The organism is Burkholderia sp. RF4-BP95, assembly GCF_001521985.1.
Lineage (GTDB): Bacteria > Pseudomonadota > Gammaproteobacteria > Burkholderiales > Burkholderiaceae > Burkholderia > Burkholderia diffusa.
Window position 1 is genome coordinate 55,440 of sequence record NZ_LOSX01000024.1, and the last position, 21,746, is coordinate 77,185.

Consider the following 21,746-nt stretch of genomic DNA (forward strand, 5'->3'; position numbering starts at 1 on the left):
GCGTCCGTCATTAGCATGCGGTTCGGGGGCGGGCTCAGCGCGCCGCGAGCTGCGGCTTCGCGCCGTCCCACAGCGCCCACTGCCCCTGCTTCACGACGAGATACACGGTGCGTGCGCCCGCGACACGGCGCGTCTGCGAATCGAAGCGCACCTTGCCGAAGATCACGCTCGGCACGTCGCTCACTTTCGCGAAACCGTCGTGCGCGGCCTGCCGCGTCGCGCCGTAGCGGCGCAGCACCTCGGCCGACAGGATCAGCGCATCGTATGCGCGCGCAACGAACGAATCGGGATCGGCATGAAATTTCGCGCGATAGCGCTGCACGAACGCCTGCACCTCCGGGCGCGGCTCGGCCGGGAAGAAGTTCGATTCCGTATAGACGCCGTCGACGGCCGTGCCACCGAGTTCCAGGAACTTCGGCGAATACACGGAGCCAACCGCTGCGATCGGCAGCGTGACGCCCGACGTGCGGGCCTGCCGCACGATCTGCGCGCCGTCCGCGTAGTAGGAGATCAGCACGATCGAATCGGGCTTCGACGCGCCGATCCGTACGAGCGTCGAGCGGAAATCCTTTTCCGTCGGCTGGTAGCCTTCGGCCGCGACGACCTGTGCGCCGAGCCCCGTCACCGCCTTCGCGAAGATGTCCTTGCTGGTGCGGCCCCAGTCGGTGTTCAGGTACAGCACCGCGACCCGCTTGAAGCCGAGTTCCTTCACCGCGTAGCGCGCGAGCAGCGGCTGCTCCTCGGCCTGGCTCAGTGCGGTGCTCCACAGATAGTCGCCGCCCTTGGTGAAATCCGGATGCGAGTTCGTGAAGCCGAATTGAATCAGTTGTCCGCGCTGGTAGATCGGCGACGCGGCCATCGACGTCGCGCTGGAGAAGTCGCCGAGCTCGATCACGATGCGCGGATCCGCGACGAATTTCTGCGCGATCGCCACCGCCTGACGCGGGTCGCTGCGGCTGTCCTGGAAGTCGACCGCGAGCGGCCGGCCGTGGATGCCGCCGCTGCCGTTGATCTCGTCGAGCGCGAGGTCGAAGCCGCGCTTCCACTGCTCGCCGTATTGCGCGTCCTGCCCGGTGAGCGGCCCACTCACGCCGATCACCACCGGCTCGCCCGATACGCCCGCCGCGAGCGCGCCGCCCGTCGACAAGCCCCATGCAGCAGCCAGTGCTGCCACCGTGCCCAGCACGCGCCGCCATGCGCCGCGTGCGTCGTTCCCCGAAACGTTCATGCGTCCCCCACCATCGGTCAGTCGAAAAGAGTGAGGGCATGTAACCATCCGGTTCAGGGCGCTCAAACGAAGTTTTGCGCATATCGATATCGCGTGCGGCGCGAAGCAACATGCACTTGCCGTGGTCTCCCGCATATCGCGTGTCGCGCGACGCATCGGCGTGCACCGCAGCGCATTGATTCGATTGATGTTTGCCGCGCGGCGCCGCTTCCGGTCGATCCGCAGGCCCGCATGGCCTGCCGTCGACACGGGTGCGCGCTTCGCATTTTTCGCGCTGTCGATACGAAAAATCATTATATGAATCTCGCATGATGGCACTCCTACAATGCGCAAATCGCATCATCGGAACGCGTCATGGAGTTGCATCAACTCGAAGCCTTTTCCGCGGTCATGTCGACCGGCAGCGTGACCGGCGCGGGTGAACTGCTCGGTCGTTCGCAGCCGGCCGTCACGCGGCAGATCCAGGAACTCGAAGCCGATCTCGGCTATACGCTGTTCGACCGCCACGGCCCCCGCGTCACGCCGACTGGCCGCGCGTTCCTGCTGTACGAGGAAGTCGAACGCTCGCTTGTCGGCCTGCGTGCAATCGAAGCGCGTGCGCGCGCGCTCGGCGACGACACGGCCGAACCCGTTCGCCTCGCGGCGACGCCTTCGCTCGCGGCCACTCTCGTGCCGGCCGCGCTCGCCGCGTTGCCCGACGACGCGCACGCGCCGCACTACCAGCTGCGCAGCGAGTCGGCCGAGCACGTCGTGCACGAAGTGCTCGCCGGCACGGCCGATATCGGCGTCGTCACGCTGCCGATGGCGCATGCGGGGCTCGACGTGCACTGGATCGCACAGACGCCCTGCGTCGCCGTGTTGCCGGCCGGCGATCCGCTCGCGGACAAGCCGCGCATCGCGCTGCGCGATCTCGCACGCCGCCGCATCGTGACGGTCGCGAACCGGCACCGGCTGCGCCAGCGGATCGATGCGGCATTCGCGGCCGCACGCGTCGATGCGCGCGTGTTCATCGAAACCAATGCGTCGCTGAATGCGGTGATGGCCGCGCGCGCGGGCGTCGGAATCGGCATCGTCGACCCGGCGATCGGCGTGGCGCTGCCGGTGGACGGCGTCGTCGCACGTCCGCTCGATGTGGACATCCCGTTCGCGTTCGGTGTCGCGACGCCGACCGGCAAGCCGCGCACGGCCGCCGTCGATGCGCTGCTCGACGCGCTGCACCGCACGACGCGCACGCTGCTCGACGACGTGATCTTTCACGACGCATCCGTACATGACGCGTTGTTGCGAGGCGACCGGTTGCGCACCGATCGCCCGCCTCGCGCGACACGCACGGCACGCGCCCCACGCGCACGCCGTACCCGCCCGGAGGCCGCATGACGGCGACGCCCGACACGCACGAGGCACTCGACAGACTCGAAGCCCGCCTCGCCCAGGACCTGCGCTGGCTCGATCTGCCGGCACCATCCTGGGTGCCGCCACGTGACGTCGACGGCACGCGCGTGCTCGACGTCGCGATCGTCGGCGGCGGGATGGCGGGGCTCGCGGCCTCCGCCGAACTGCGCCTGCTCGGCATCGACAACCAGTGCGTGATCGACCGCGCGCCGGCCGGCTACGAAGGCCCGTGGGTCACGTTCGCGCGGATGGAGACGCTGCGCTCGCCGAAACAGCTCACCGGCCCCGCGCTCGGCCTGCCCGCGCTGACGTTCCGCGCGTGGTTCGAAGCGCAATACGGCCGCGACGCGTGGGACGCGCTCTACAAGATTCCGCGCACGCAATGGATGGAATACCTGCGCTGGTATCGCCGCGTGCTCGACCTGCCGGTGCGCAACGACACCGCGCTCGTGGCGCTGCGTCCGCGCGACGACGGCCTGCTCGCGCTCGACCTGCGCGCGAACGGCCAGGCGCAGACCGTGCTCGCACGGCACGTCGTGCTGGCGACCGGCCGCGACGGGCTCGGCGGCCCGTACGTGCCGCCCGTCGCGCAACGCGCGCCGCGCACGCGCTGGGCCCATTCGTCCGAGCCGATCGATTTCAATTCGCTCGCCGGCAAGCGCGTCGGCGTGGTCGGCGCGGGCGCGTCGGCGTTCGACAATGCAGGCACCGCGCTCGAAGCGGGCGCCGCGCGCGTCGACCTGTTCTTCCGTCGCGCGGACATTCCGCGCATCAACAAGCTGACGGGTATCGGCAGCCCCGGCCTCGTGCACGGCTATGCCGATCTCGACGATGCAACGAAATGGCGCTTCATGCACTACGCGCTGACATCGCAAACGCCCCCGCCGCGCGACAGCGTGCTGCGCGTGTCGCGGCACGCCGGCGCGCATTTCCACGCAGGCAGCCCGATCGACGCGCTGGTCGAACACGCGGACGGCCTCGACGTCGTCACGCCGCGCGTCCGCACCACGGTCGACTTCCTGATCTTCGCGACGGGCTTTCATTCCGACTGGACGACGCGCACCGAATTCGCGTCGTTCGGGCCGCATGTGCGGCGCTGGAAGGATCGCTATCAACCGGAACCGGGCACGTGGCTCGACGAGCTCGCCGAGTCGCCCGATCTCGGTCCCGCGTTCGCGTTCCAGGAACGCGAGCGCGGTGCCTGCCCGGCCGTCACGCACATCCACTGCTTCAACCATGCGGCAAGCCTGAGCCACGGCAAGCTGTCCGGCGACATCCCCGCGATCAGCGCGGGCGCCGAGCGGCTCGCACGCGGCATCGCGAGCCGGCTGTTCGACGCCGATCGCGACCGCCACTATGACGCGCTCGTCACGTTCGCGACCGCGGAGCTGCAAGGCGACGAATGGCGCGACGCCGACGCATGAACGCCGCCGCGATCCACGACACTCACGACGACTGGAAACCACCACGATGACCGCCCTCCTCCCGCCGGCCGCCGCGCCGGATACGATCGACGCCATCGCCGGCCTGCGCGAAAGCGACGCAGTGGCCATGCTGCGTCGCGCACGCGACAAGGTTCTGCTCCATACGCGGCTCGCCGAAGCCGCGCTGTTCGACGCCGCGCTGTTCGACGCCGCGCTGCCCGATCTTTCGTTGATCGAACGATTGCATGCGGCACGGTATGTCGCGCAGCGATCGAATGCGCACGCGCTGGCCGCGACCTACCGCGCACGGCTGATCGACGCGGGCGGCACGCCGGACGACATCGCCCGTTCGGATGCCGATGCGTTCGACGCGCTGCCTCGACGCCTCGGCGCGCTCCTCGCGCATGCGCGACGCCTGACGCTCTCGCCCGTCGACGCGCGTCCGTCCGATCTCGATGCGCTGAAGTCGGCCGGGTTCACGACGCCCGCGATCGTCGCGCTCTCGCAGCTCGTCGCGTTCGTCGCGTATCAGCTGCGTGTCGCGGCGGCCGCGCGAGCGTTGCAGGCGCGCGCCACCCGGGAGGCAGCATGACTACGGCGACTCACGGTTTCACGTCCGACACGCTCGGCTGGCGTGCATGGCTCGACACGGTGCCGCTCGAGAGCGCAACGGCAGAGCAGCTCGCGGTGCTCGAAACGAGCCATCCTCAAGCGAAGACATCCGACTATTACCTGCTGCTCGTGCACCTGCCCGAGATCCTGCGGCAGCGTTCAGGCGTATTCAACGCGATCATGTACGGCCCCGGCGGACTGTCGCGCGCGGAACGCGAGCTGGCGAGCACTGCCGTGTCACGCGTGAACGGCTGCGTATATTGCGCATCGGTGCATGCGCAGCGCTTCACGCAACTTGCGAAGCGCACGGATGCGATCGACCAGGTGTTCGACGATCCGTCGACAGCCGGCACGACCGCGCGCGAACGCGCGATCATCCGCTACGCGATCGCGCTGACAGAACGGCCCGACACGCTGGATGAAAACGACATCGCCGCGCTCGAGGCGGAAGGGCTTACGCACGAGGAAATTCTCGACCTGTCGCACGCGATCGCGATCTTCGCGTGGGCGAACCGGTTGATGCTGACGCTGGGCGAGCCGGTGTTTCCGGAGCCGGCAACCGGCAGCTGATACGCTGGCGCAGGCAAGCACATGGGCTGACGCGCCGCCGCGCGTCACGCCTTGTGCGTCGACAACAAAATGCTCGTCTCCGTATTCGCGATCCCGTCGATCAACCGGATCGCGCCGAGCACGCGATCGAAATGCTCGAGCGAATCGGCGTGCAGCTCGGCGACCAGATCCCAGCGCCCGTTGGTGCTGTGGATCGACGCGACGTTCGGATGCCCGCGCAACACCTTCACCACTTCCGCGCCGCGATTGCCCTGCACCGCGATCGACATCAGCGCGCGGATCCGGTGCCGCTCGGCCGCCGGCTTGAGCCGCACCGTGTAGCCGACGATCACGCCGTTCTTCTCCAGCCGCGTCAGCCGGTTCTGCACGGTCGCGCGCGCGACGCGCAACGCCTTCGCGAGGGCAACCACGGGCATCCGCGCGTTGTCGCGCAGCAGCGCGATGAGCTGCCGGTCGACGTCGTCGAGCGTGATCATGAACGGACCTTCCTGTTGAACGTGAGACGGCCGCCAGCGTGCCGGACGGCGCGCATTTCGACCAGCGTGGATTGCACAAACTGCCGGATATGGCCAGCAATCTGCCAAGTCTATCGATAAATCTGCCACTTTTGCCGTCTTTTTGTTGGCTCGACTCACGGAAATAATGACTCCATCGCCCGGCCGCACACGCCGCGACACCGCTTTTGATGGAGCCGGGGCCCGGGCCGACGCGCCCGCCCCGCTCGACCAGGACGCCTGGACACCCGTACCGGCAAAAATTGGAGACAGACCGATGACCCGCTTCCTCGACGTTCCCGCCACCGCCCGACTGATCGCCAGGACGGGCGTCACGACGTTCCTGCGCGAACTCGTCGACACGCTGCGCGCCGATTACCTGCACTGGGCCGATTTCGACAAGTCGCCGCGCGTCGCGTGCCACTCGCGCGACGGCGTGATCGAGCTGATGCCCGTCGCGAACGCATCGCTGTTCGCGTTCAAGTACGTGAACGGCCACCCCGTCAACGCCGCGCGCGGCATGCACACGGTGATGGCGTTCGGCGCGCTGGCCGAAGTCGACACCGGCTATCCGCTGCTGCTCGCCGAACTCACGCTGACCACCGCGCTGCGCACGGCCGCGACGTCGGTGCTCGCCGCGCAGGCGCTCGCCCGCCCCGACTCGCGCACGATGGCGCTGATCGGCAACGGCGCGCAAAGCGAATTCCAGGCGATCGCGTTCCATACGCTGCTCGGCATCGAGGAAATCCGCGTGTTCGACGTCGACTCGCTCGCGACCGACAAGCTCGTGAAGAACCTCGCCGCCTACCCCGACTTGCGCGTCGTGCGCGCCGCGTCGACCGCCGACGCCGTGCGCGGCGCCGACATCGTGACGACCGTCACCGCCGACAAGGCATATGCGACGATCGTCACCGCCGACATGATCGAGCCCGGCATACACCTGAACGCGGTCGGCGGCGATTGCCCGGGCAAGACCGAGCTCGAGGCGAGCGTGCTGCAAGCGGGCCGCGTGTTCGTCGAATTCGAGCCGCAGTCGCGCATCGAGGGCGAAATCCAGCAGATGCCGGCCGACTTTCCGGTGACCGAGCTGTGGCGCGTGCTGCAGGGCGAGACGGCCGGCCGCGAACGCGCGGACGAAGTCACGGTGTTCGACTCGGTCGGCTTCGCGCTCGAGGACTACTCGGCGCTGCGCTACCTGTACGCGCTCGCGCAGCAGCACAACGCGGGCGTCGAGATCGCGCTGATTCCGCCGGCCGTCGATCCGAAGAACCTGTTCGCGCTGATCGACGATCCGGCCGCGATCGCGCGGGGTCACGCGGCCTTCGTGACCGAAGCCGTCGCCGCGTTCGCGCGCTGATCGTCATCCCGGGCGGCGTGCGCGCCGCCCTGCTCCCCGCTTCCCGCCCTCACCGTTCATGAATCTCGTATCGATCCAGGCGCCGGCCGCCGTCGTGATGATCCGGCCGCACCGCTTCCTGCCGAACCCGCAGACCGCGGCCGACAACGCCTTCCAGCGCACGGCCGCCGCCGGGGCGAACGACGCGCCGTCGGTGTCGGCCGCCGCGCGCGACGAAGTCACGGCCGCGGCGCGGACGCTCGCCGACGCAGGCGTGCGCGTGCACGTGTTCGACGACCACGGCGAGCGCGACACGCCCGACTCCGTGTTCCCGAACAACTGGTTCTCGACGCATCCGGGCGGGCACATCGCGCTGTTTCCGATGTATAGCCCGAACCGCCGCCGCGAGCGACGCGCGGACATCGTCGAGATGCTGAAGGCGCAATACCGCGTGCAGGACGTGATCGACTACTCGGGGCTCGAATACGACGACGTGTTCCTCGAAGGCACCGGTGCGATGGTGCTCGACCACGTCGCGCGGATCGCGTACACCGCGCGTTCGCGCCGCGCCGATCCGGTCGCGCTCGAACGCTTCTGCACGCACTTCAACTTCGAGCCGATCTGCTTCGACACGGCCGACGCGAACGGGAACCCGATCTATCACACGAACGTGATGATGAGCGTCGCAACGGCGTTCGCGATGGTCGGCCTCGACCTGATCGCCGACCGCCGGCGCCGCGACGAAATCGCGCAACGCCTGACCGAAACGGGCCGCACGGTGATCGCGCTCGATCACGCGCAGATCGCGAATTTCGCGGGCAATACGCTGGAATTGTCGGGCAAGGACGGGCGCGTGCTCGCGCTGTCGCGGCGCGCGTTCGACTGCCTCACGGGCGACCAGCGCGCGACGATCGAGCGCTCCGCGCGGCTGCTGCCGCTCGACGTGCCGACGATCGAACTAGCCGGCGGCTCGGTGCGCTGCATGCTCGCGGGCATACACCTCGCGCGGCGGGTAACCGCGCCGGATGCGATCGCCGTGGAATCGGCCGCGTTGCCACGCGAGACGACGCCGCAAATCTGACCGGCAGACTCACGAAGCGCAAACGGCTGCCGATGCGATGCAACGGCAGCCGTTTCTTGTTCGAAGGGTATTGAATCGAATCGGCGGGCGTCGGCCCGCATCGGCAACGCCGCAGAATGCTCCGGTATCCGAACGATACCGGAGCCCTCTCGCCGCTCACCCCGCCAGCAGCTTCAACCCGGCCGGCAGCGTTTCGCCGAACACGCGTGCCGTGTCGGCTTCGTCGAACGCGATCGCCTCGCGCACCATGTCGATCCACGCGGCCGACGCATTCGCGGCCGACAGACGCCGGATCACGGCCTCACGTGTCTCGTCCGGCAAATCGCGTTCGCGGTCGCCCGTCATCCGCGCGATTTGCGCGACCGCGAATGCCGCGGGTTCGACCTGCTTCCAGTCCAGCGCGAACAGCGCGTCGAGCCAGCGGTTCGCGACGTCGGCCGGCACGACACTGTGCGCGCTGCCGTAGAACGGCCGCCGCGCACCGATCCGTCCTAGCGCCCACGCGCACAGCGTGCGCTCGGCCGGCTTCTGCAATTGCACGATCAAACGCTCGGCCAGTTCCACCTTGCGCTCGACCGGCAATCGTTCGAGCGACGCGGACAAGCGCGTCATGTCGGCCGGGCCGACCTTGGCCGGGTCAAACGGCAGCTTGCGGCGCTTGTCATCGGACGGTTCGAGGAACGCGATGGCGTCGCGCACCTGCGTCTGCGCGTCGTCGTCGAGGCCGCCGGCCACGCGCCGCCACAGCGTCCACCACTCGGACCACACCTGCGCGTCGTTCACGTACTGAATCCCGTCGTCGAACAGCGGCCACAGCTGTTCGATGCGCCACGCATCGAGCGGATGGCCGAAGCCGGGCCGCAGGCAATAGCCGGCGAGGTTCAGCCACGCGCGTTCGTGATCGGCCGAGCGCCGGCGGCGACGCGCCCGCGCGAGCAACGCGTCGAACAGTTCGCGCGCGAGTGCGACGTCCCACTCGTCGCGCGGGCCGAGCACCTGTTCAAGTTGCGCACGCAACCGTCGCGTGTCCTTCGGCGTGACGTTCGCGGCCTTGCTGCCGAACGAGCGGTCGATCAGCTCGATCGCATGATCGAGACGCGGATGGCGTGCGAGCGCGGTGTCGTCGCCCTGCGCGGGCGCGTCGCCGCGCAACTGGAATTCGAGCCGCCAACGCCGCGACGCGTCGTCGGTCGCGATGCAGTGCAATTCGAGCGTGCCGACTTCGGTCAGCGATGCCGTGAGTTTCACCGGCGTTTCGCGTGCGTCGCTGCCGGCTTGCCGATCGACGACCGTCGCGATCGGCGGCAGCCGCACGAAATCGCCGCCGGCCAGTTCGACGAGATCGCCGGGCCGGTATGCCGTCTCGGCCACCGTCGACACGAGATGGAAACGCACCGGCTGCCCGAGCTGAAGCGCGAACACGCGCTCCTCGAGCCGGATCTCGCGGCCCTCTTCCGACCCGCGCGGCAGCAGGCAGACGCCACGCGGGGCCGCGTCGCCGTCACCATCGTCGAGCACGAGGAAATAGCTGCGCGCGGAGCCGCCGCCGATGCGCGGCGCATGCCCCGCCCGCGCAAGGCCGTAGGCCACCGCGCCGCGCGCGACCGCCACGTCCGGATGCGCGTTGTGCAGCACGTCGAGCGGCGCGCCGCGCCACGCGCCGAGCGTCTGCGCGAGGCGGCCGGCGAGCGCGCCCGCGCGAAACACGCCGCCGTTGAGCAGCAGCGTGTCGGGCAGCGGGCCTTCCGCATGACGATTCAGGAACGCGGCGACGTGGCGCGTGACGGCCGGGTCGCTCGCATACGGCAAGCCGAATTCGACGATCGCGGCCCGCGCGCGGCGCGGCAGCTCGCCGGCATCGACCTGCGGAAAGAAGCCGTCGACGACGATCTGCTCGACTTCCTGCCGCGTCAGCTCGGCCGAACGCGCGCCGCCGACGAGCTTGCTGCCCGCGCCGAGCAGCGTCACGGTGACGGACGCCGGCGCGTCGTCGCCGAGCAGCCGCTCCTTCGCCGCGCGGCAGCGTTCGACGAGCTGCGACAGGCTCGCGGCGGACAGCCGCGTGCCGGGCTCGGTCAGCCGCGTCTCGACCAGGCGCGCGAGCGCGAGGTCCATGTTGTCGCCGCCGAGCATCAGGTGATTGCCGACGCCGACGCGCGTGAAGGCCGGTTCGCCGTCGTCGCCCGGCGCGACGTCGACGAGCGTGAGATCGGTCGTGCCGCCGCCGACGTCGCAGATCAGCACGCGGCGCGCGGCGGCAAACGTGTCGCGCAACGTCTCGCGCTGGCCGTACAACCAGTCGTAGAACGCGGCCTGCGGCTCTTCCAGCAACCGCAACGCCGGCAGTTTCGCGCGTTTGGCGGCCTCGACCGTCAACGCGCGCGCGCCGTCGTCGAACGACGCCGGCACCGTCAGGATGACGTCCTGCTTCGCGAGCGGCGCGTCGGGAAAGCGTGCATCCCACGCGGCGCGCACATGCGCGAGATAGCTTGCGCTCGCGTCGACCGGCGACACCTTGTCGACGCCTTCGGCCGCGCCCCACGGCAGGATCGCCGCGAGCCGGTCGACCGATGCGTGCGACAGCCAGCTTTTCGCGCTGGTGACGAGCCGCCCCGGCACCTGCGCGCCGAGCGTGCGCGCATAGCGGCCGATCACGGCCGGCGGCTCACCGGCCGTCGCATCGGACGCCCAGGGCAAGCGCAACGCATCCGGCGGCAGTTCGCCCGCCGCCGGGTGATAGCGCACCGACGGCAGCAGCGGCTGCGCGGCCACCGCGCCGGGGCCGACCAGCTGCTCGACGTCGAACACGCGGATCGCGTCGGAGCCGGCCTCGACGTATGCGACGACCGTGTTGCTCGTGCCGAGGTCGATGCCGACCGTATAGCGCTTCATCGCGCTCAGGCGGCGCCGCGCACGTCGAACTCGACCTTCCAGCGCTCGTTCGTGCCGCTCGGGATCGCCTCGAGTTCGAGCGTGCCGGCTTCGGTCACGCGCGCGTGCAGCTTCACCGGCACGACCTCGCCGACCGTGCGCCCTTCGGCAGGCAGCGTCGCCTGGATTTCCTCGAGTTCCTGCAGCTCTTCGGGCGACCAGTAGTCGAGCAGCGTGCCGACCTGGTCCTGGCGGCGCACCGACGATCCGAAGAAGCGGAACTGCACCGGTTCGCCAACGACGAGGCCGAACTCCTGCGGCGGCAGCGCCGCATCCGAGCCTTCCTCCATCCCGAACGGCGCGACGCACAGCGCCTGCACCGGCGGCTCCAGCCCCGGCACCGCGGGCATCGCCGATTCGATCGCGACGTAATACGCACGCGCCGTGCCGCCGCGAATACGCACGCCGCGGCCGCGCTTCACGTAACCGTAATAAGCCGCGCCGCGCGCGACCGCCAGATCGAGATCCGCGCCTTCGAGCAGGCGCGCGGACGGCGCGCCTTCGGCGGCCAGCCAGCCGTTGAGCGTGTCGAGCACGCGCTGCGTGAGCAGCGTCGACTTGAACACGCCGCCGTTGAACAGCACCGCGGTCGGATGCAGGAAGGTCGCGCCTTGCGGCAGCGTGCGCTGCACGCCGTCGAGCGCGTCGAGCGCCGCGACCTGGCGGCCGAGGAACGCCGCGAGATGGCGCGTGATGCCCGCATCCTGCGCATACGGCAGGCCGAGTTGCGTCAGGCCGACGCGCGCGCGGCTCACCGGACGCGCCGCCGCATCGACTTGCGGGAAGAAGCCTTCGAGGATCGTCTGCGTGAGTTCCGCGCGCGTCAGCTCCGTGCGGATCGAGCCGCCGATCAGCTTCGAGCCGCGGCTCGGCACGACGAGCGGCACCGCGTCGGTCGTCGGGTCGGACAGCAGCGTTTCCTTCGCCGCGCGGCACGCGTAGGTCAGCGCGCGCAGTTGCCACGGATCGGCCTGCGTGCCCTGCTGCGCGAGCTTGCGCGCGACCACGTGCGCGAGCGCGAGGTCCATGTTGTCGCCGCCGAGCAGGATGTGCTCGCCGACCGCCACGCGATGCAGTTCCAGGTTGCCTTCGCGCTCGACCACCGCGATCAGCGACAGGTCGGTGGTGCCGCCGCCGACGTCCACGCACAGGATCAGGTCGCCGACCCGCACCTGCTTGCGCCAGCCGCCTTCGCTCTTCTGGATCCAGCTGTAGAGCGCCGCCTGCGGCTCCTCGAGCAGCGTCATCCGCGAATAGCCGGCGGCACGCGCGGCTTCCGCCGTCAGTTCGCGCGCGGCCGGGTCGAACGACGCGGGAATCGTGACCGTCACGTCCTGGTCGGCGAACGGCGCGTCGGGATGCGCGTGGTCCCACGCTTCGCGCAGGTGCGTCAGGTAGCGGATCGAGCTTTCCAGCGGCGACACGCGCGACACCTCGGGCGGCGCATCGCTCGGCAGGATCGCCGCGCGGCGATCGACGCCCGGGTGGCACAGCCAGCTCTTCGCGCTCGACACGAGGCGGATCGGCGTGCCCGCGCCGCGGGTGCGCGCCATTTCGCCGACCGCGAAGGTGCGCGAGGCCGTCCACGGCAGCGTCAGGTCGCCCTGCGTCAGCTCGCTTTCATGCGGAAGATAGAGGAACGACGGCAGCAGGTCGCGCGACTCCAGCGCGCCCGGCGCGGTCAGCTGCGCGATCGGCAGCACCTGCTGCGTGATCTTTTCGCCGTCGCTCGCGGCGCTGTCGACGTACGACAGCGCGCAATGGGTCGTCCCGAGGTCGATACCGATCGAATAGCGCGGATCGCTCACAGTTCCACCTCCGCCGGTGCGACCACCGATGCGTCGTGGCTGCCCGTCAGCTTCGGCAGGCGCACGTCGGCCACGCGCCAGCCGCGATGGCTGACCGTACCCGTGAACGGCGCCGAGCCGACGACGTTGCCCGTCACGCGCACGGCCGTCGCGTCGAAGCCGGCCGGCAGCGTCACGCGGCTGCCTTCGGCTTCGTCGCGCACCGGCACGATCGTGAAATGCTCGCGCAGCGCGGCGCGGCAGCCGTCGTGCACGAGACGTGCGGCGGCGCCGATGTCGGCGTCCGCATAGCCGGCGATGTCTTCCTCGACGAAATCGATGAAGCGTGCATCGCGCTGCAGCAGGCCGAGCAGTTGCAGCGCGGCTTGCGGGCTCGCTTCGCGCAGCTCGGGGGCCGGGGCCTTCGCGGGCGCCGGAGCCGCGGCGGGGGCCGGCGCAACCGGCGCCGGGGCAACCGGTGCCGGCGCGCCGTCGCGCACGCGCAGCACGCCGGCCGCGAACTCGCGGTTGCCGATCACGGAAAAGAACGTGCCGACGGCCAGCGACAGCCGGCCGAAGAAGGACAGGTTGGATTCGGGCATGGGGTCTGGACTCCTGTGGGCTCGCGACACGGCGAGCATCTTGCCTGGGCGCCGGGCGGCGGCGTGCGATGGCGCACTGCCGCCGCCCGGCGCGTGATTCGGGCGCGCCCTCTCGGGTGCGGAAAACCCGTATTTTGCCCTGTGGCGGGCGAACCGGGCAGAAGTTGGGGGACAGAACACGGCGGCGTGCGGGTTTCGCGCGGCGCCGGATTGCATCGGACTGCCGGTTATCGGGTGATGGTTGCGATGTTGCGGCGCGTCAGCGCGGCTTGCGGGGGGCGCGCCGCCTTCGCCTCGAAATCGCGCGATAGCATGCCGGGCGTGACCTCGCCGAAACGCGCAAGCAGCACCGCTTCGGCCTCCTTCAGCGTGGCCGACAGATTCAAGAGACACGCCCGATCCGCCGCGCGCTGAAATCGGCGACGTGCTTGCCGGCACCGTGTCCGTTGATCGATCGCCGGGCGAGATCGCCGTGTTCGACATGACGGGACTCGCGCTGCAGGACCTGACCGGACGTTCGATCCCGTGGCCGTGTTGAACGGCACGGGCGTGGTATCTTCCATCGTCATGCGTCTATCCAGAATTTCCGCCATCTCGTTCGATCTCGACGACACGCTGTGGCCGTTCGGCCCCGCCGTCGAACGGGCCGAGGCGTCGCTGCATGCGTGGCTGATCGCGCACGCGCCCGATACCGCGAGCGTCGTGCCCACGTCGCAGGCACTGGGCCAGTTGCGCAACGAATACGAACGCTCGCGGCCGGACCTCGTCAGCGACTTCCGTGCGCTGCGCATCGGCTCGATCCGGCTTGCGCTCGAACGCGCGAACGAAGACGTCACGCTGACCGACCGCGCATACGACGTGTTCTATTCCGCGCGAAACCGGGTCGAGTTCTTCGACGATGCGTTGCCGGCGCTCGCGTGGTTGAGCGCGCGATTTCCGCTGATCGCGGTGACGAACGGCAATGCGGACCTTCAACTGACCGGCGGCGGCGAGTTCTTCCGCGACACGCTCAGCGCGCGCGCGTTCGGATTCGCGAAACCCGAGCCGGAAATCTTCCATGCGGCCGCCGCGAAGCTCGGCGTGCCTGCGGCGGAGCTGCTCCACGTCGGCGACGACTTTCACCTCGATGTCGTCGGCGCGTTGAATGCGGGGCTTCAAGCGGCCTGGGTGGTGCGTCACGAAGGACCGGAAGCGGAGCACGCCGCGCCGCGTGCCCCGTCCCCGCATCTGACCGTTCGCGACTTGTCGGCGCTGTGTCGTGCGCTCGGCGGCCCCGTCGAAGCGTCGTAACCGCGAGCCCGCCAGATCGCGGCCGAATTCGATCGCCCCCGTCGTCGGCAGGTCCGACCACTGCTTCACGCCGCCTTGCGCGCGTCCGCGATCCGTTGCGGCGCCTTCGGTCGCGCATAAAGCCGCTCGAGATACGCGCGCAATTGCGGAAACGGTTCGATCAGGTGGCATTCGCTCGCCCAGTCGATCAGGTAGACCGTCACGCAATCGGCCACCGTCAACGAGTCGCCGACGATGAATTCGCGCCCTTCGAGATGCTTTTCGAGGATCGCGGCCATCGTCGCGAAATCCTCGCGAGCCAGCTCGATATCGGCCGGCGAGCGCTTTTCCGGCGGATAGATGAACGAATGGCGCGTAATCCGCCACAGCGGCTGTTCAAGCTCCGTCACCGCGAACATCACCCACCGATACGCCTGCGCACGCAGCGCCAGATCGACGGGCAACAGCGCCTTCTCCGGGTACTTGTCCGCGAGATACAGCACGATCGCGGCCGACTCGGGAATCACGAGGTCGCCGTCCACGAGCACGGGTACCTTGCCGGCCGGATTGAGGCGCAGGAATTCGGGCCGCTTGTGCTCGCCCTCGAGCAGGTTGACCGACACGAACTCGAAATCCGCGTCCAGTTCCTTGAGCCCCCAGAGCGCGCGTTGCGAGCGCGTGCCGGCGAATCCGTAAAGCTTCATCGCAATGTCTCCTTTGATAATGTCGGGGAAAAATGCCGCGCACGGGCGACGGCCCATCGGCCGCGACGACCGCGCACGCAGCGCCCGTCGCCGCTCACATGCCCGGCACCGCGAGCACGGGCATCACGTCGATCGCGTCGCCCGGGAACAGCGTGAAATGCGGATGGCCTTCGAACAGCGCGGCGGCCGCGTCGTGCGATGCGGCGCGCACGACCGTGAAGCCGCTCATCGCATTGGCGGTGTCCGTCACACCGCCCTTGCCGATGGTCTTGGTCTTGCCGAGTGGCCCGCCGAGCTCGACGATCGCGTCGCGATGCCGGTCGACCCACGCGTGCCATGCGGCGATCCCCTCGCGCTCCCGCGCACGCCGCTCGTCCTCGGGCAGCGCCATCCACGCCTTCATGGCCGGGCTCTCCTTGCTGCCGAGGAATACCGCGAGATACAACTGCTGTTGCGCACCCATGCTTCCTCCGTCCGATGGCGGGAACGACGGGCTGCCGCTCCTCGTCCTTGACACAATAGGTTGATATCAACACAATTGCAACATGGCACGCAAAGAAGAGCTCCCTTTCGAAACGACGCTGATGGTGCGCGATTGCTGTCTGTGCCTGCACATGCAGCGCGCGGCGCGCAATCTCGCGCGCATCTTCGACGATGTGCTGCGTCCGCTGGATCTCACCAACGGCCAGTTTTCGCTGTTGATGTCGCTGAACCGGCCGCAGCCGGCCGCGATGAAATCGGTCGCGTCATTGCTCGCGATGGACCGCACCACGCTGACCGCCGCGCTCAAGCCGCTCGAGCGGCGCGGGCTGCTCACGATCACGCAGGATCCGGACGACAAGCGCAGCCGCCTGCTCCAACTCACGCCGGCCGGCCATCGGTTGCTGGCCGAAGCGTTCCCGCTGTGGCAGCAAACGCACGCCGACATCGAACGGCCGTTCGCGGCAGGCGAAGTCGATGTGTTGCGCGGGCAGTTGCGCGCGCTGTCGGAGGATCCGGCTACGCGCGGCTGACGCGGCGCGCCATGCGCGTCACTTCCGCCCCTTCTTCGGCATCAGCAGTTGCGCGAACTCCTGCAGGAAACGCACGGGCCCGTGCGCGTGCAGCGCCTGCCCGCTGCTGAGCGCGCCGTCGATGACGGTCGCGAGCCGCAGCGCGTAGGTTTCCGGTTCGTCGATCCGCATCGCGCTGGCCAGCTCCGTCAGCCGGCGCCGCAATTCCTGCTTGTGCGCGACGGCGACCTTGCGGGCCGGATGATTGCCGTCCGCGTACTCGGCGGCGATGTTGATCTGCGGACAGCCGCGATAACCGGGGCGCTCGATGCGCTCGCCGATCCACTGCAGCTGCGCATCCAGTTCCTCGCGCGGCGTGCGCCGGTACTGCGCGGCCACCGCGTCCCAGTGCGCCCAGAAATCCGCATCCTCGCGCAGCAGGAACGCCTCGATCAGGTCGTCCTTCGTCGCGAAGTGCCGATACAGGCTCGTCTTCGCGACGCCCGCCCGCGCGACGATCAGGTCCACGCCGACCGCCCGCGTCCCTTCCTGGTAGAACAACGCGCTCGCCGTTTGCAGAATGCGTTCGCGCGTATCGGGCGCGCTCCCGTTCGTGTCCGTTCCCTTTTTCATCCAAGCCCGGCCGCCGAGGCCGCCCGTCTCGCGAAAGTGCGTCCGATGATAGCACCCGGAAGTTGACGACGCTACAGGTTTGTACTATAAAACAGACCGATCTGTATCGGAGCTGATCATGGACGATCGAATGACGGTTGCGGTGTATGGCGCCACGGGTCACACGGGGCGGTTCGTCGTGGCCGAGCTGGAACGGCGCGGCCTCGGCGCGATCCGCATCGGGCGCGATGCCGCGCGCCTCGCGCAAGGCGGCCCCGACGCGCCGCCGTGGCGCGTCGCCTCGGTCGATGATCCGGCCGCGCTCGACGCCGCGTTGCGCGGCGCGCACGCGGTGATCAATTGCGCGGGCCCGTACCTCGATACCGCGCTGCCGCTCGCCGATGCGGCGTTGCGGGCAGGCATCCCGTATCTCGACCTGACGGCAGAACAGCCGTCGGTCCAGGCGCTGACCGACCAGCGCGACGCCCGCGCACGCGCCGCCGGCGTGACGCTCGTGCCGGCCGCCGCGTTCTACGGCGGCCTGGCCGATCTGCTCGTCACGGCGATCGTCGAACCACGCGAGCCGATCGAGCGCGTCGACGTCGCGACCGGCCTCGACAGCTGGCATCCGACGCGCGGCACGCGCGTGACCGGCGAGCGCAATCATGCGATCCGGCTGATCCGGAAGGACGGCAAGCCGACCGCCGTCCCGTCGACGCCACGCGAACGCAGGTGGCCGTTCCCGTCGCCGCTCGGCGACGTCGACGTCACGCTGCTGCCGTTTTCGGAAGTGATGACACTCGCGCGTCATCTGCGCATCGATACGATCGAGTCCTGGCTCGCGACGCGCGCGCTGCGCGACGTGCGCGATGCCGGCACGCCGCCGCCGCGGCCGGTCGACACGCTTGGCCGCTCCGCGCAGCAATTCGCGATGGACGTGGTCGTCGTGCAGAACGGCAGCACGCATCGCGCGACCGCGTCGGGACGCGACATCTATGCGGTCAGCGCACCGATCATCGTCGAGGCGACGGTCCGCTTGCTGAGCGGCAAGGCGTTGACGTCGGGCGGCGTGCGCAGCCTCGGCGAACTGTTCGATGCACGCGATTTCCTCGCGGCGCTCGACACGGTCGCCGTATCGTTCGATAAGAACACCGATCGAAATTTCAACCGGAGGAACGAGCATGAGCCGCAATAACAAGGAGAAAGCCGCGTATTTCCGTTCGCTTCATCGCGCGGGCCAGCCGCTCGCGTTGTTCAACGTGTGGGACGCCGGCAGCGCGCGCACGGTGGCCGACGCGGGCGGCGTCGCGCTGGCGACCGGCAGCTGGTCGGTCGCGGCGGCCAACGGTTTCGTCGACGGCGAGCAGATGCCGAAAGCGCTCGTGATGGAAGTGCTCGCGCGGATCGCGCAGGCGACCGACCTGCCCGTCACCGTCGATCTCGAAAGCGGGTATGGCGAGCGGCTGGAGGATGTCGCGGACACGATCGCGCGCAGCATCGAGGCCGGCGCGATCGGCTGCAATCTCGAGGACAGTTTTCCGGCGACGGGCGAGCTGCGCACCGTCGACGCTGCGGCGGCGCGTCTCGCGGCGGCGCGACAGGCGGCCGACCGCGCGGAGATCGGCTACTTCATCAACGCGCGCACCGACGTGTTCTTCAAGGCCGCGGCCGACACGCACGACGAACGTTTGCTCGACGATGTGCTGACGCGCGCGCATGCGTACGCGGCGGCCGGCGCCGACGGCCTGTTCGTGCCGGGGCTGCAGTCGCCGGCGCTGATTCGCGCGCTGACGGCCGCGTCGCCGCTGCCCGTGAACATCATGCGCGTCGCGCAAACGCCGACGCTGGCCGAACTCGCGTCATACGGCGTCGCGCGCATCAGCCACGGGCCGTACCCTTACCTGCAGGCGATGAAGGCGCTTGCGGCGGTGGTCAGGCAGGGCGGCTGATCGGCCGCTGAACGTCGCATGGAGCAAACAGCGGGCGCGCCGCAACAAGCAGCGTGCCCGCGCCGGTCACATCATCGGGACACGCCGGTTTCTCGACGGCCCGAACGGCAGGCCGATCCACGCTCGCGTCGATCGGCCCGCATGCACCTCACTCGGCCAGCGCCGGCGCCACGCCCACCCGCTTCGGCACGCCGGTCACGATCGTCGCGACCGCCACGGCCAGCACCGCTGCCGCGCCCAGGAACACGCCGCCCGCACCGTTCGCGTCGAACACGACGCCGCCTGCCGCCGCGCCCGTCGCGATCGCGAGCTGGATCGCCGCGACGATCAGCCCGCCCGCGCTTTCGGCCTCGTCGGGCACGGTGCGCGTGACCCACGTCGACCATGCGACCGGCACGCCGCCGAACGCCATCCCCCACAACGCGACGAGCACCGCGTCGATCATCGGTGCGCGGCCGAGCGCGACGAGCGCGACGCCGAGCACGACCATCAGCGCGGGCATCCCGATCAGCATCGGCCGCAGTCGATGCTCGAGCACGCGGCCCGCGAGCGACGTGCCGACGAAGTTCGCGATCCCGTAGCCGAGCAGGATTGCCGACAGCCCGTTCACGCCGACGCCCGCGACCTGTTCGAGGAACGGCCGCAGATACGTGAAGAACGCGAAATGCCCGGTGAACACGAGGATCGTCGCGAACATCCCGAGGCCGACGGTCGGCCGGCGCAGCACGTCGACGAGCGTGCGCAGCCGCGTCGTGCCGCTCGGCGGCATCGACGGCAGCGTCATCACCTGCGACGCGAACGCGAGACCGCCGAGCCCGGCTGCGACCAGGAACACGTTGCGCCAGCCGATCAGGTGCCCGAAATAACTGCCCATCGGCGCGGACGCGATCGTCGCGACCGCCACGCCGCTGAAGATGATCGACAGCGCGCGCGGCACCATCGCGGTCGGCACGAGCCGCATCGCGGTGGCGGTCGCCATCGTCCAGAAGCCGCCGAGCGCGACGCCGAGCACGACGCGGCCGATCAGCAGCGTCGTCAGGTCGGGCGCGAACGCGACTGCGAGATTGGACGCGACGAGCAGCACCGAAAAAAAACGCGAGCAGCACGCGCCGGCGGTCGATCGTGCGCGTCAGCGCCGAGATCAGCAGGCTCGTGACGAGCGCGACCGTCGCGGTGGCCGTGACGGCCTGGCCGGCCACGCCTTCGGTCACGCCGAGGCTGTCGGCCATCGGCGTGAGCAGGCTCGCGGGCAGGAATTCGGCGGTGACGAGACCGAACACGCCCAGCGTCATCGCGAAGACGGCGCCCCAGGCCGGCTCGCGGGGGGCCGCCATGGTGGCGGCAGAGGAGATTCCTGGATTCATGCGTCGTTCCGGGTCGTATAGGGAAAATACTGATGACGACGTATCGTAAGGAACGGCGGCAGGACGGTCTATGACATACAATCCGTTCTTGTTGATCGATCGTCCGAATTTCGCGATGTCCGAGCCCCTGCTTCCTCCCGTCCCCGACGTGCACGACCTCGTCAGCGAGCTGCTGCTGGGGATGCGCCTGAGCGGCGTGCAGTATCGCCGCATCCAGGTGCCGCGGCCGTTCGGGCTGAGTTTCGGCCATGCGCCGGGCCGCGCGCAGTTCCATTTCGTCGGGCGCGGGCCCGTGCTGCTGCGCGACGCGGACGGCACGACGATGCGCCTCGAGGCGGGCGACGCGATCCTGCTGCCGCACGGCCGCACGCACGCGCTGGTGTCCGATCCGGATGCGCCGTGCCGCGAGATCGGCGGGTTCGAGGTCGCGAAGATCTGCGACACGGTCGCGTCGGTGGGCGCGACGTCGTGCGCCGCGACGGAGCCGGCCGCCGGCGACGCGCTGATCTTCAGCGCGTGCATGGAGCTCGATCTCGGCGGCATGCAGCCGCTCGTCGGGACGATGCCGGAATTCATGCACGTCGGCACGCTGCTCGCGCGCTACCCGGAAATCCGTCCGATGCTCGACGCGATGGAACGCGAATCGTGCTCCGAACGCGCCGGCTTCGCGGGCATCCTCGCGCGGCTCGCGGACGTGGTCGCCGCGTTCATCGTGCGCGGCTGGGTCGAATGCGGATGCGGCGACGCGACGGGCTGGGTGCAGGCGCTGCGCGAGCCGAAGCTCGGTCGCGCGATCGTCGCGCTGCATCGCGATCCGGGGCGCAACTGGAGCGTCGCGGAACTCGCCGCCGAAGCGGGCGTGTCGCGCTCGGTATTCGCCGAGCGCTTTCTCGCGGCCACCGGGATGACGCCGGTGCGTTACCTGACCGAGCTGCGGATGCGGCTCGCCGCGCAGTGGATCGCCCGCGAGGGCGAAACGATCGAAGCGGTGGCATACCGGCTCGGCTACGGGTCGCTCGCGGCGTTCAGCCGCGCGTTCAAGCGCGTGGTCGGCAGGCCGCCGGGTGCGGTGCGTGCCGAAGGCGACACGCACGCCGACGTGTGACCTGTAACGCTTCGCGTGCAGCGCGGGGCCAAGCGAACGCCTGCCGAGTCACGCCGGCATCGCTCGATCCGCCGTCGCCCGTGACGCTCGAGCTCAACCGCTGTGCGCGTCGAGCTTGTCCACCAGCGCCGTCGCGCACTCCACGGCCAGTGCCGCGCACTGTTGCGCATCCACCGGCGCGCCGTTCGTCATCGCGCCCTGCACGATCCGGCCCAGCAATTCCTTCGCCAGATCGGCGATCTCGTGTTCCCGTTCCGTCATGATGTTCCTCCCGTGCGTCGGCCGATGGCGGCG

20 protein-coding genes and 3 pseudogenes are annotated in these 21,746 nt (G+C 69.5%); 12 read left to right on the plus strand and 11 right to left on the minus strand.

The genetic code is table 11. The features are described 5' to 3' along the window. Window positions 1-34: 34 nt before the first annotated feature. Entirely contained in the window at window positions 35-1,228 is a 1,194-nt protein-coding gene (locus tag WS46_RS09540) for an ABC transporter substrate-binding protein (protein WP_059532073.1), read from the minus strand. 354 nt (window positions 1,229-1,582) lie between these two features. On the opposite strand from WS46_RS09540, the gene WS46_RS09545 reads away from it, so the two are divergent. The 4 genes from WS46_RS09545 to WS46_RS09560 are packed head-to-tail and all read left to right on the plus strand — an operon-like array spanning window position 1,583 to window position 5,226. Continuing rightward, complete coding sequence (locus WS46_RS09545; RefSeq protein WP_059449148.1) at window positions 1,583-2,605, plus strand: LysR family transcriptional regulator; 1,023 nt, start codon at window positions 1,583-1,585, stop codon at window positions 2,603-2,605. Then, a complete protein-coding gene (locus WS46_RS09550) occupies window positions 2,602-4,044 on the plus strand; it encodes an NAD(P)-binding domain-containing protein (protein ID WP_059449149.1) in 1,443 nt (480 codons plus the stop codon). Before WS46_RS09545 ends, WS46_RS09550 begins: the two co-directional genes overlap by 4 nt. Before the next feature lie 46 nt (window positions 4,045-4,090). Continuing rightward, window positions 4,091-4,636 carry a CMD domain-containing protein gene (locus WS46_RS09555; RefSeq protein WP_059690335.1) on the plus strand — a complete coding sequence of 182 codons (546 nt, stop codon included), beginning with the start codon at window positions 4,091-4,093 and terminating at the stop codon, window positions 4,634-4,636. After that, window positions 4,633-5,226, plus strand: a complete 594-nt coding sequence (locus WS46_RS09560; RefSeq protein WP_059690336.1) for a peroxidase-related enzyme — start codon at window positions 4,633-4,635, stop codon at window positions 5,224-5,226. The genes WS46_RS09555 and WS46_RS09560 overlap by 4 nt, the downstream gene beginning before the upstream one ends. Before the next feature lie 44 nt (window positions 5,227-5,270). Here the strand turns inward: WS46_RS09560 and WS46_RS09565 are convergent, their stop codons facing one another. After that, window positions 5,271-5,702 carry an Lrp/AsnC family transcriptional regulator gene (locus WS46_RS09565; RefSeq protein ID WP_044845386.1) on the minus strand — a complete coding sequence of 144 codons (432 nt, stop codon included), beginning with the start codon at window positions 5,700-5,702 and terminating at the stop codon, window positions 5,271-5,273. A gap of 295 nt (window positions 5,703-5,997) precedes the next feature. On the opposite strand from WS46_RS09565, the gene WS46_RS09570 reads away from it, so the two are divergent. Both WS46_RS09570 and ctlX read left to right on the plus strand, forming a co-directional pair. After that, window positions 5,998-7,077, plus strand: a complete 1,080-nt coding sequence (locus WS46_RS09570; protein ID WP_059690337.1) for an ornithine cyclodeaminase — start codon at window positions 5,998-6,000, stop codon at window positions 7,075-7,077. 58 nt (window positions 7,078-7,135) lie between these two features. After that, a complete protein-coding gene (ctlX, locus tag WS46_RS09575; RefSeq protein WP_059690338.1) occupies window positions 7,136-8,137 on the plus strand; it encodes a citrulline utilization hydrolase CtlX in 1,002 nt (333 codons plus the stop codon). Between the two features lie 156 nt (window positions 8,138-8,293). Here ctlX and WS46_RS09580 read toward each other — a convergent pair whose 3' ends face one another. The 4 genes and pseudogenes from WS46_RS09580 to WS46_RS35985 form a co-directional block, all read right to left on the minus strand. After that, on the minus strand, window positions 8,294-11,029 hold the full coding sequence (locus WS46_RS09580; protein WP_059690339.1) for an Hsp70 family protein: 2,736 nt from the start codon (window positions 11,027-11,029) through the stop codon (window positions 8,294-8,296). 5 nt (window positions 11,030-11,034) lie between these two features. Then, entirely contained in the window at window positions 11,035-12,876 is a 1,842-nt protein-coding gene (locus WS46_RS09585) for an Hsp70 family protein (RefSeq protein ID WP_059690340.1), read from the minus strand. Continuing rightward, window positions 12,873-13,457, minus strand: a complete 585-nt coding sequence (locus WS46_RS09590) for a DUF2760 domain-containing protein (RefSeq protein WP_059532098.1) — start codon at window positions 13,455-13,457, stop codon at window positions 12,873-12,875. The genes WS46_RS09585 and WS46_RS09590 overlap by 4 nt, the downstream gene beginning before the upstream one ends. Before the next feature lie 259 nt (window positions 13,458-13,716). After that, window positions 13,717-13,843: pseudogene (locus tag WS46_RS35985) on the minus strand (transcriptional regulator); the annotation flags it as partial. Between the two features lie 8 nt (window positions 13,844-13,851). Here WS46_RS35985 and WS46_RS35190 point away from each other — a divergent pair. Together WS46_RS35190 and WS46_RS09595 are read left to right on the plus strand one after the other, a co-directional pair. Beyond that, window positions 13,852-13,995: pseudogene (locus WS46_RS35190) on the plus strand (ornithine cyclodeaminase family protein); the annotation flags it as partial. Between the two features lie 29 nt (window positions 13,996-14,024). Continuing rightward, window positions 14,025-14,747, plus strand: a complete 723-nt coding sequence (locus WS46_RS09595) for an HAD family hydrolase (protein WP_059690410.1) — start codon at window positions 14,025-14,027, stop codon at window positions 14,745-14,747. A gap of 65 nt (window positions 14,748-14,812) precedes the next feature. Here the strand turns inward: WS46_RS09595 and WS46_RS09600 are convergent, their stop codons facing one another. Beyond that, a complete protein-coding gene (locus WS46_RS09600; RefSeq protein WP_059690341.1) occupies window positions 14,813-15,430 on the minus strand; it encodes a glutathione S-transferase family protein in 618 nt (205 codons plus the stop codon). Window positions 15,431-15,524: 94 nt separating this feature from the next. Further along, entirely contained in the window at window positions 15,525-15,893 is a 369-nt protein-coding gene (locus WS46_RS09605; RefSeq protein WP_059690342.1) for a hypothetical protein, read from the minus strand. A gap of 82 nt (window positions 15,894-15,975) precedes the next feature. On the opposite strand from WS46_RS09605, the gene WS46_RS09610 reads away from it, so the two are divergent. Next, the gene (locus tag WS46_RS09610; RefSeq protein ID WP_059532109.1) at window positions 15,976-16,443 is read left to right on the plus strand and encodes a MarR family winged helix-turn-helix transcriptional regulator; all 468 of its coding nucleotides are present in this window, start codon (window positions 15,976-15,978) and stop codon (window positions 16,441-16,443) included. A gap of 18 nt (window positions 16,444-16,461) precedes the next feature. On the opposite strand, the gene WS46_RS09615 is transcribed toward WS46_RS09610, so the two are convergent. Further along, window positions 16,462-17,055 (minus strand): TetR/AcrR family transcriptional regulator, encoded by a 594-nt coding sequence (locus tag WS46_RS09615; protein WP_059532112.1) that lies wholly within the window; start codon window positions 17,053-17,055, stop codon window positions 16,462-16,464. Between the two features lie 118 nt (window positions 17,056-17,173). On the opposite strand from WS46_RS09615, the gene WS46_RS09620 reads away from it, so the two are divergent. Both WS46_RS09620 and WS46_RS09625 read left to right on the plus strand, forming a co-directional pair. Then, window positions 17,174-18,229, plus strand: a complete 1,056-nt coding sequence (locus WS46_RS09620) for a trans-acting enoyl reductase family protein (RefSeq protein ID WP_059690343.1) — start codon at window positions 17,174-17,176, stop codon at window positions 18,227-18,229. Next, entirely contained in the window at window positions 18,216-18,983 is a 768-nt protein-coding gene (locus WS46_RS09625) for an isocitrate lyase/phosphoenolpyruvate mutase family protein (protein ID WP_059690344.1), read from the plus strand. Before WS46_RS09620 ends, WS46_RS09625 begins: the two co-directional genes overlap by 14 nt. A gap of 148 nt (window positions 18,984-19,131) precedes the next feature. On the opposite strand, the pseudogene WS46_RS09630 reads toward WS46_RS09625, so the two are convergent. Next, window positions 19,132-20,347, minus strand: a pseudogene (locus tag WS46_RS09630) (MFS transporter). 70 nt (window positions 20,348-20,417) lie between these two features. On the opposite strand from WS46_RS09630, the gene WS46_RS09635 reads away from it, so the two are divergent. Beyond that, on the plus strand, window positions 20,418-21,452 hold the full coding sequence (locus tag WS46_RS09635; protein ID WP_059690345.1) for an AraC family transcriptional regulator: 1,035 nt from the start codon (window positions 20,418-20,420) through the stop codon (window positions 21,450-21,452). Window positions 21,453-21,545: 93 nt separating this feature from the next. Here WS46_RS09635 and WS46_RS35990 read toward each other — a convergent pair whose 3' ends face one another. After that, window positions 21,546-21,713, minus strand: coding sequence for a hypothetical protein (locus WS46_RS35990; RefSeq protein WP_179949141.1), 168 nt, complete (start codon window positions 21,711-21,713; stop codon window positions 21,546-21,548). Between the last annotated feature and the right edge of the window lie 33 nt (window positions 21,714-21,746).

Bases quoted from the DNA above. Each gene is read 5' to 3' on its own strand.
- WS46_RS09600 (WP_059690341.1), bottom strand. From the start codon at position 15,430: ATGAAGCTTTACGGATTCGCCGGCACGCGCTCGCAACGCGCGCTCTGG.
- ctlX (WP_059690338.1), top strand. From the start codon at position 7,136: ATGAATCTCGTATCGATCCAGGCGCCGGCCGCCGTCGTGATGATCCGG.
- WS46_RS09590 (WP_059532098.1), bottom strand. From the start codon at position 13,457: ATGCCCGAATCCAACCTGTCCTTCTTCGGCCGGCTGTCGCTGGCCGTC.
- WS46_RS09555 (WP_059690335.1), top strand. From the start codon at position 4,091: ATGACCGCCCTCCTCCCGCCGGCCGCCGCGCCGGATACGATCGACGCC.
- WS46_RS35990 (WP_179949141.1), bottom strand. From the start codon at position 21,713: ATGACGGAACGGGAACACGAGATCGCCGATCTGGCGAAGGAATTGCTG.
- WS46_RS09595 (WP_059690410.1), top strand. From the start codon at position 14,025: ATGCGTCTATCCAGAATTTCCGCCATCTCGTTCGATCTCGACGACACG.
- WS46_RS09625 (WP_059690344.1), top strand. From the start codon at position 18,216: ATGAGCCGCAATAACAAGGAGAAAGCCGCGTATTTCCGTTCGCTTCAT.
- WS46_RS09540 (WP_059532073.1), bottom strand. From the start codon at position 1,228: ATGAACGTTTCGGGGAACGACGCACGCGGCGCATGGCGGCGCGTGCTG.
- WS46_RS09580 (WP_059690339.1), bottom strand. From the start codon at position 11,029: ATGAAGCGCTATACGGTCGGCATCGACCTCGGCACGAGCAACACGGTC.
- WS46_RS09560 (WP_059690336.1), top strand. From the start codon at position 4,633: ATGACTACGGCGACTCACGGTTTCACGTCCGACACGCTCGGCTGGCGT.
- WS46_RS09605 (WP_059690342.1), bottom strand. From the start codon at position 15,893: ATGGGTGCGCAACAGCAGTTGTATCTCGCGGTATTCCTCGGCAGCAAG.
- WS46_RS09635 (WP_059690345.1), top strand. From the start codon at position 20,418: ATGACATACAATCCGTTCTTGTTGATCGATCGTCCGAATTTCGCGATG.
- WS46_RS09615 (WP_059532112.1), bottom strand. From the start codon at position 17,055: ATGAAAAAGGGAACGGACACGAACGGGAGCGCGCCCGATACGCGCGAA.
- WS46_RS09620 (WP_059690343.1), top strand. From the start codon at position 17,174: ATGGACGATCGAATGACGGTTGCGGTGTATGGCGCCACGGGTCACACG.
- WS46_RS09545 (WP_059449148.1), top strand. From the start codon at position 1,583: ATGGAGTTGCATCAACTCGAAGCCTTTTCCGCGGTCATGTCGACCGGC.
- WS46_RS09550 (WP_059449149.1), top strand. From the start codon at position 2,602: ATGACGGCGACGCCCGACACGCACGAGGCACTCGACAGACTCGAAGCC.
- WS46_RS09610 (WP_059532109.1), top strand. From the start codon at position 15,976: ATGGCACGCAAAGAAGAGCTCCCTTTCGAAACGACGCTGATGGTGCGC.
- WS46_RS09565 (WP_044845386.1), bottom strand. From the start codon at position 5,702: ATGATCACGCTCGACGACGTCGACCGGCAGCTCATCGCGCTGCTGCGC.
- WS46_RS09570 (WP_059690337.1), top strand. From the start codon at position 5,998: ATGACCCGCTTCCTCGACGTTCCCGCCACCGCCCGACTGATCGCCAGG.